Origin of the sequence: Paenarthrobacter sp. PAE-2, assembly GCF_026013155.1 — a bacterium.
GTDB lineage: Bacteria > Actinomycetota > Actinomycetes > Actinomycetales > Micrococcaceae > Arthrobacter > Arthrobacter ureafaciens.
Genome location: NZ_JAPDNV010000032.1, coordinates 36,620 through 43,601, shown reverse-complemented (window position 1 = coordinate 43,601; position 6,982 = coordinate 36,620). Strand labels below are relative to the sequence as shown.

General features: G+C 63.6%; 7 protein-coding genes. 3 read left to right on the top strand and 4 right to left on the bottom strand.

Annotated elements, in window-relative coordinates; translation table 11 throughout:
* Positions 1-288: 288 nt before the first annotated feature.
* The 3 genes from OCL88_RS16555 to OCL88_RS16545 are packed head-to-tail and all read left to right on the top strand — an operon-like array spanning position 289 to position 4,481.
* Complete coding sequence (locus OCL88_RS16555) at positions 289-1,350, top strand: LacI family DNA-binding transcriptional regulator (RefSeq protein WP_410868803.1); 1,062 nt, start codon at positions 289-291, stop codon at positions 1,348-1,350.
* Between the two features lie 14 nt (positions 1,351-1,364).
* On the top strand, positions 1,365-2,090 hold the full coding sequence (locus tag OCL88_RS16550) for an HAD family hydrolase (RefSeq protein ID WP_264963209.1): 726 nt from the start codon (positions 1,365-1,367) through the stop codon (positions 2,088-2,090).
* Positions 2,091-2,120: 30 nt separating this feature from the next.
* Positions 2,121-4,481 carry a glycoside hydrolase family 65 protein gene (locus tag OCL88_RS16545; RefSeq protein ID WP_264963208.1) on the top strand — a complete coding sequence of 787 codons (2,361 nt, stop codon included), beginning with the start codon at positions 2,121-2,123 and terminating at the stop codon, positions 4,479-4,481.
* Here the strand turns inward: OCL88_RS16545 and OCL88_RS16540 are convergent.
* The 4 genes from OCL88_RS16540 to OCL88_RS16525 form a co-directional block, all read right to left on the bottom strand.
* Positions 4,443-4,679, bottom strand: a complete 237-nt coding sequence (locus OCL88_RS16540) for a YegP family protein (RefSeq protein WP_264963207.1) — start codon at positions 4,677-4,679, stop codon at positions 4,443-4,445. The genes OCL88_RS16545 and OCL88_RS16540 overlap by 39 nt on opposite strands.
* Positions 4,679-5,167 carry a hypothetical protein gene (locus OCL88_RS16535; protein WP_264963206.1) on the bottom strand — a complete coding sequence of 163 codons (489 nt, stop codon included), beginning with the start codon at positions 5,165-5,167 and terminating at the stop codon, positions 4,679-4,681. The genes OCL88_RS16540 and OCL88_RS16535 overlap by 1 nt, the downstream gene beginning before the upstream one ends.
* 148 nt (positions 5,168-5,315) lie before the next feature.
* Positions 5,316-6,056, bottom strand: coding sequence for a GAF and ANTAR domain-containing protein (locus OCL88_RS16530; protein ID WP_264963205.1), 741 nt, complete (start codon positions 6,054-6,056; stop codon positions 5,316-5,318).
* A 41-nt stretch (positions 6,057-6,097) separates the two neighbouring features.
* Complete coding sequence (locus OCL88_RS16525) at positions 6,098-6,934, bottom strand: tryptophan-rich sensory protein (protein WP_264963204.1); 837 nt, start codon at positions 6,932-6,934, stop codon at positions 6,098-6,100.
* Positions 6,935-6,982 lie beyond the last annotated feature (48 nt).

Here is a 6,982-nt window from a genome sequence, read left to right as displayed (position 1 = left end):
CGCATTTGTGCGCGTTTTGAGCGCTCAAAACGCGCACAAATGCGACCCAGTTGGGAGGGGGAGGGGAGGGGGAGGGGAGGGGGAGGGTGAGGGGGAGTGGGAGTCGGGGATTAGACGTCACCAGCGCCCTTGAATCAAGCTTTCCGTGAGATTCGCGTCACATTCCGATGTTCGACCACACAGTGTTGAATGACAAAATTGTAAGCGCTTACACTTTTGGCTGCGGTGGCCGACGGCGCCGCCCCGCAAGGTGTTGCTCAAGTATGGAAAGGGTTGAGGCCGTGTTGCATGGTTAGGACTCACAGGGTGACCATCCAGGACGTGGCAGTCCTCTCCGGACTGTCCATCTGCACCGTCTCCCGGGCACTCCGGAATCTCCCCAACGTTTCGGAGAAGGCCCAACGGCAGGTGGCGGAAGCCGCCAGCAAGCTCGGATTCAAGGCCTCGGCCGCTGCTTCGCGGCTGGCCGGCGGCAGCACAGGATCCGTAGCCATCATTGCTCCCACCGCCACCACCTGGTTCTTTTCCCAGGCAGTGGAAGCAGCAGAAGAAGTATTCGGCGACAGCGGCTATGACACCCTGCTGATCAGCCTCCGGAACAAGAAGACAGTGAAGCAGCAGGTGTTCGGCCGGCTGGAGTCACTGGCGCAAAGAGTCGACGGCGTGCTGCTGCTCAATGTTGACCTGGACCTCTCCGAGGTGGAAGCCTTGGAAGCTTCGGGGCTGGCAGTGGCCAGCGTCGGCCTGCGGAATGTTCCGTGGGACAATGTTGGAATCGACGACGAACATGCGGCCTGGCAGGCAACGTCACACCTGCTGGAGCTGGGTCACTGGGACTTGGCGGTTCTCACGAATACCGAACCCGTCCTCAGCGACGTCGCCTCAGCGGCACAGCCGGAAGGACGCGGACAACAGGCAACAACAGCGAGGTTCCGTGGTTTCAGCCGTGCCTTGGATGACCACCACCTCACCGTCCACCCGGACCTGGTGGTTGCCTGTGCTCCCGGCATAGACGACGGCCGTCGGGCCATGACCGAACTCATCGCCCGGGGTGCAAAGCCAACCGCGGTGTTCGCCCATTGCGACGAGGCGGCGTTCGGCGCGCTGATGGCGCTGCGCGAACACGGCTTGTCCGTGCCGAAGAACATGTCCGTGATCGGCATTGACGATCACCCCATGAGTTGGTTCCTTGGCCTGAGCACCGTGGCCCAGCCCGTTGCAGACCAAGGTGCCTTCGCAGCCAACCTGCTCTGCGAGCGACTTTTGAATACCGATACCCCCAACCAACCCGCAACCCATCTGCTCGACACCAAGCTCATCGAACGCAAGACCACGCGCCACCGGCGCTGAAACGGAAAACGCACATGACTGATCTTCGTACTGCCTGGACCGGCGCTTCGGCGCTGCTCTTCGACCTCGACGGCGTGCTGACGCCCACTGCCGTGGTGCACGAACAGGCGTGGCAGGAACTCTTCGACGGCTACCTTGCCGAGGCCGGCAACCCCGACGGCTACCGGGAGAGCGACTACTTCGACCACATCGACGGGAAGCCGCGCTTCGACGGCGTCAGGGACTTCCTGACGTCCCGCGGCATCACCCTGCCGGAGGGGCCCGCAGACGACGCCCCCACGAATGAGACCGTGCAGGGCCTGGGCAACCGTAAGAACGCGATCTTCAACCAGATCGTGGATACGCGCGGCGTGGAGCCCTACCCGGGGTCGGTCAAATTCATCAATGCAGCACTGGAACTGGGCCTGAAAGTGGCGGTGGTTTCGTCTTCCCGCAACGCACCGGCAGTCTTGAAGGCCGCCGGGCTTGACCACCACTTCGAGGTGGTGGTTGACGGGCAGGTTGCCGCCGCCGTCGGGCTTCCCGGAAAGCCGGACCCCGCAACATTCACCTATGCCGCCTCGCTGCTGGGTGTTCCCACGGAGGAATGCATCGTGGTGGAGGATGCCGTCTCCGGAGTGCAGGCCGGCAAGGCCGGGAACTTCATGTCGGTGATCGGCGTGGACCGCGGGGCGGGCCGGCAGACGCTGCTGGACGCTGGTGCCACCTTGGTGGTCGACGACCTCGATGATCTTCTCTAACCCTACTTTTTCGAAGGAATTCAACAGCCCATGGCACTGATCAGCTCCGACCGGCTGCGCTTCCCGTGCGAACCGTGGAAGCTCGTGGAAAACATCCACGTCCCCGGTGACGAAGGGACGCTGGAGACGCTTTTTGCGCTCGGCAACGGCCACTTGGGTGTGCGCGGCGCGCACTCCACGCGCGGGGACGGCGAACTCCCGGGTACGTTCATCAACGGGTTCCATGAGATTTGGGACATCAAGCACGCGGAGAACGCGTACGGCTTTGCCCGCACCGGCCAGCGCATCGTGTACGTCCCGGACGCCAACAACTTCACGGTGACAATCGACGGCGAAGCCCTGAGCCTGTCCGAATCCACAGTGCTGGACTACCACCGGAGCATCGACTTCTCCACGGGTGTCTACGAGGAATCAACCACGTGGGCCTGCCGCTCCGGCGCAGTGGTCACCACCGTGGAGCGGCGCGCGGTGGGGTTCGATTCCCGCGGCTGCCTGGGGCTTGAACTGTCCATAACTGCGGACCGTGACGTGTCTGCGGACATCACATCCGCCGTCGTGAACCGCCAGGACCAGCCCGTGGAGGACCATTCGGTCCACGATCCCCGGCGTTCCGGACGGCACGCCGGCCGCGTGCTCCTTCCCCTGCACCTGCACGGGGCCGATGGCTCGCTGCGCCTGGCATGGGAGACTTCCGAGTCCCGGCAGCGCGTGGCCATGGCAGTGGACCACTGGATTTCCTCGCCCGAGCAGCCCTTCGAGACCGTCGTGGCCGAGGACGAGTCCTCGGTGCGTTACGTGCTGGCCATTACCGGCGGCGGGCCGTTCCGTTTGGAGAAGACGGTCAGTTACGTCGTGGCCGGTTCCGCGGACGACGCCGAAGACCGTGGCGAGAGCCTGGCCGCGGAAGCGGAAGCAAACCTGGTGCCGTTTTCTGACATCCTGGCCCAGAGCCAGGCCCACTACAACACGTACTGGACCACCGCGGATGTTGCGATCGGCGGACAGCCTGAACTCCAGCAGGCAGTCCGTTGGGCACTGTTCCAGCTCTCCCAGGCCACAGCGCGTGCCGGTGTGGCGGGTATTCCGGCCAAGGGCGTCAGCGGTTCGGGCTACGAGGGCCACTACTTCTGGGACCAGGAGGTCTACCTCCTGCCCTACCTCACCTACACCAACCCGGCCGGTGCCCGGAAAGTCCTTGAGTCCAGGCATGCCATGCTTCCCGACGCCCGTATCCGGGCCAAGGAGCTGAGCGTGGACGGCGCCCTTTTCCCGTGGCGGACCATCAACGGATTGGAAGCCAGCGCCTATTACGCCGCGGGAACGGCACAGTTCCACATTGCCGCCGCCATCGCTTTCGCGGCCAACCGCTATGAGTGGGCCAGCGGGGATGCAGCATTCGAAGCCGAAGTGGGCGCCGACCTCCTCATCGAGACGGCCCGCATGTGGGCGTCGCTGGGCTTCTTCGGCAAGGACGGTTTGTTCCACATCCATGGCGTGACGGGCCCGGACGAGTACACGGCCGTGGTGAATGACAACCTCTACACAAACGTGATGGCGCGCTTCAACCTGCGTGCGGCAGCGTCCCTTGAGCATGAGGACATCGCCGATACCGAGCGACTGGTGTGGCGGCAGGCCGCGGAACGCATGTCACTGCCGTACGATCCGCATCTGCAAGTCCACAGCCAGGACAACGACTTCATGACGCTGGAGCCCTGGGACTGGAACACCCCCAAGTCCAAGTACCCGCTCCTGCTGAACTTCCACCCGTTGGTCATTTACCGCCACCAGGTCCTTAAGCAGGCCGATACGGTCCTGGCCATGTTCCTTCAGTGGCAGGACTTCTCCGCTGAGGAGAAGCAGCGGGCGTTCGACTTCTACGATCCCATCACTACGGGCGACTCCACCCTGTCCGCTTGCGTGCAAGGCATCATGGCGGCCGAGGTGGGTTACGGCGACGTGGCGCTGAAGCACTTCACGGAAGCGCTCTTCATTGACCTGGACAACTCCCACGGCAACACCATCGACGGCGTCCACATCGCATCGACCGGTGGCATTTGGAGTTCGCTGGTGTGCGGTTTCGCAGGCATGCGGGACCAAGGCGAGGTGCTGCGCTTCGATCCGCGCCTGCCAACGGAATGGGACGGCCTGGCGTTCCGGCTCAAGGTCCAAGGACGCCTGTTGTCCGTGGAACTCTCCCAGGGATCCATCGCGCTGACCTTGGTCCCCGGACCGGACCACAGCCAGGAACCGTTGCCGGTCAACGTCCGCAACCAGGACGTCACGGTAGGCACGACGACGGTTACGGTACCGCTGGATGCGGTCCCCGTTCCGCCGCCGTCGATCTTCCCGAGTTCATTTCCGACGGCGGGACTCCCGATCGTGGGGCAGTAGCGGTGGCGCCGGGGCTGGCCGGGTGTGGTCCTCGATGAGGCCGCTGGCCGCGATTTCCCGTAGCGAATAGATCCCCTTGGCTGCGGAGTCCTTGTCATGGAAGCACATGGACAGGGCCAGTTCGATGCCGTCGGCGTCTACCAGGCGAACCCGACAGTCGCCGCCGACGGCATCGATCAGTTCAAAATGTCCTGCCATCAGGCGGCGCTCCCCTCTCGCCGGTCCGGTGACTCCTGCCGGGGCGGCGACTTCCGCGCGGCAGGGGACTCCCGCCTTGCAGCCGACTCCCGCCTCACTGCCGACTCCCGCCTTGCGGGGAGAGTCGGCGTTTCAGTGCGCGCGGGCCGCGGGCTGCCACTTGCGGGATGGGCCGCCATCGCGGCGTTCCTGCGGCGGTCGAGTTCCGATGAAATGAGCTCCAGCAGCGCTTTGGCAGGTTCGGAGAGATGGTGCGAGTCCGCCGAGCCCAATTGGTCGCAATGGACCAGGACGTGGCGGATGCGTTCCAATTCCCTCGTCGGGACCAGCGGCCAGCGCCGGAATAGTTGGCGGACCGCGATGGCGCCAAGGAGCGCGTCGGGCTTGTTGGGCAGGTCGTGCGGCCTTGATGCTCCTCGTCGAGCTATGGGGGCTGCGAACGGCGCTACGCCATGCGAGTAGGTGGTTTTGACGGTGTTGGGGGCCATGCGGACCTCCCGAAAGTAGAGCGAAGGAAGCCGGCTGCGTGACTTGAAAAGTAGCTTACAGAATGTGAGTTATGTCATTCAATGATTACGCTAAAAGTTCGTAAAACGAGTTTATAATACCCAGTTTACTGACTGCTCGTCTTCCTGATTACTCGTCGAAATGAGTGCTGTTCGTCTGCGGCGTCCCGGCAACCCTGTCAACGATTGCCTGGGCCACGTCGCGCAGTTTGCGGTTCCCACTGCCGGAAGCACGCCGGAGGATCGCAAAAGCCTCGTCGTGTGAGCACCGGTTTTGCGACATGATGATGCCGCACGCAAGGTCAATGACGGTCCTGCTCTGCATGGCCGACTGGAGGTCGTCGCCGCGTTGGTTGGAGGCTGCCATCCGGACGGCAAGGTGGAGTGCCTTGCTGGACATCTTGACAAAGAGGACCGCATCGGCGATCGCCTTGGTGGTGAAGACCCCGGGGCTGGGAGCGAAGAAGTTCAGGACCGCCCTGGAATCGTCCCCCAGTTCCATGGGCACGCCCAGTGCGCTGGTGATGCCTTCGGCGAGCAGCTCCTGCGCGTACACGGGCCACCGCGGATCCTTGTGCGCGTCCTCGAGGACCTTGAGCTCGCCGGATTCCAGCGCATCCACGCACGGACCCTCGCCAAGGCGTTGTTCGATCCGGTCAAGGATGATGGCGCGTTCGCTGTTGCCGCCGATGGTCGCTGTCCGCTTGCGGCGGCGCAGCGTCACGGCACACTCGATGTCCACTCCGGTGGCGCGCCTCATCATGTCGGCCGAGAAGTTGGTCAGGCCATCCAGGAAATCCTTGATGTCTTCCGTGCCGGAGATAAGGTCCACCAGTTGCTCGAAGTCGTCGGACCTCTCTTGGTCACTCATGGCTCCAAATGTGGGAGCCTGCCCCTCACCTAACAAGCGAACTACCTTTCCTGCCCGCTGCGCACGCGCGCAGGGGCTGCCATGGAACGGGTCCGCACGATGATTGCGGCTCCCAGGACGGCGGCTGCGGCAGCGGCTGCAGCTATGGCCGTAGGTGCGGACTCGGGAGAGTCCGCGCTCCTGCCTACAGTAATCCAAGCCAAGCCCCACGCGATGGCGGCTGCCAGTGCCAGACGTCCCTCACCTTTGATGGCCAAAGCGATTCCGACGGCGGCCACCACCACGAGCACGGCGATTGACCAAACTTCCGGTCGCCAACCAAAACCGGAGAAACCGGCGGCCTTCAAGGCTGCGGCGATGTTCGCGCAGACGGCCACGCTCGCCCAGCCAAAGTACAGGCCGAGGGTTCCGTCAACCACCACCGCTTCCGGCCATGACCCGGGCCGCCGTGAAATATAGCGCCGAAAGGCAACTACCAGGACCACCAGCAGGGCAACGATCACCAGCACGCTCACCGGTAGCCAACCCGCCTGGACGGACAGGATCCACGCTGCGTTCAACAGCATGGAAGACGCAACCACCCAGCCCAGGGACCGTTGGCGTAAATTGCTCTTCTGCGAAGGCAGCCACTGCCATGCCGTGTAAGCCACCAGCCCCGTGTAGATCACGGACCAGATGGAGAACGCTGGCGTGGCCGGCGCAAGCAACGTGGAGTCCGCGCTGAGGGCGCCGCCCGCCGCTTGGGCGATGGGAGTTCCGCCAAAAACACCGACGCCGATCATGGAGCCAACAACGCAGACAACCAGGCTCAGGGTCACAAAAATCTGGCGCGCAAGGTCATTCCGGGCCGTCGAATCGGTGGATTCTGGAATATTCACTTTGTCAGCCTCTTTCCTTCCGGCACGTGCCGGGACTTAGTATCAGAT

Bases quoted from the DNA above. Each gene is read 5' to 3' on its own strand.
- OCL88_RS16530 (WP_264963205.1), bottom strand. From the start codon at position 6,056: ATGAGTGACCAAGAGAGGTCCGACGACTTCGAGCAACTGGTGGACCTT.
- OCL88_RS16555 (WP_410868803.1), top strand. From the start codon at position 289: ATGGTTAGGACTCACAGGGTGACCATCCAGGACGTGGCAGTCCTCTCC.
- OCL88_RS16540 (WP_264963207.1), bottom strand. From the start codon at position 4,679: ATGGCAGGACATTTTGAACTGATCGATGCCGTCGGCGGCGACTGTCGG.
- OCL88_RS16550 (WP_264963209.1), top strand. From the start codon at position 1,365: ATGACTGATCTTCGTACTGCCTGGACCGGCGCTTCGGCGCTGCTCTTC.
- OCL88_RS16535 (WP_264963206.1), bottom strand. From the start codon at position 5,167: ATGGCCCCCAACACCGTCAAAACCACCTACTCGCATGGCGTAGCGCCG.
- OCL88_RS16545 (WP_264963208.1), top strand. From the start codon at position 2,121: ATGGCACTGATCAGCTCCGACCGGCTGCGCTTCCCGTGCGAACCGTGG.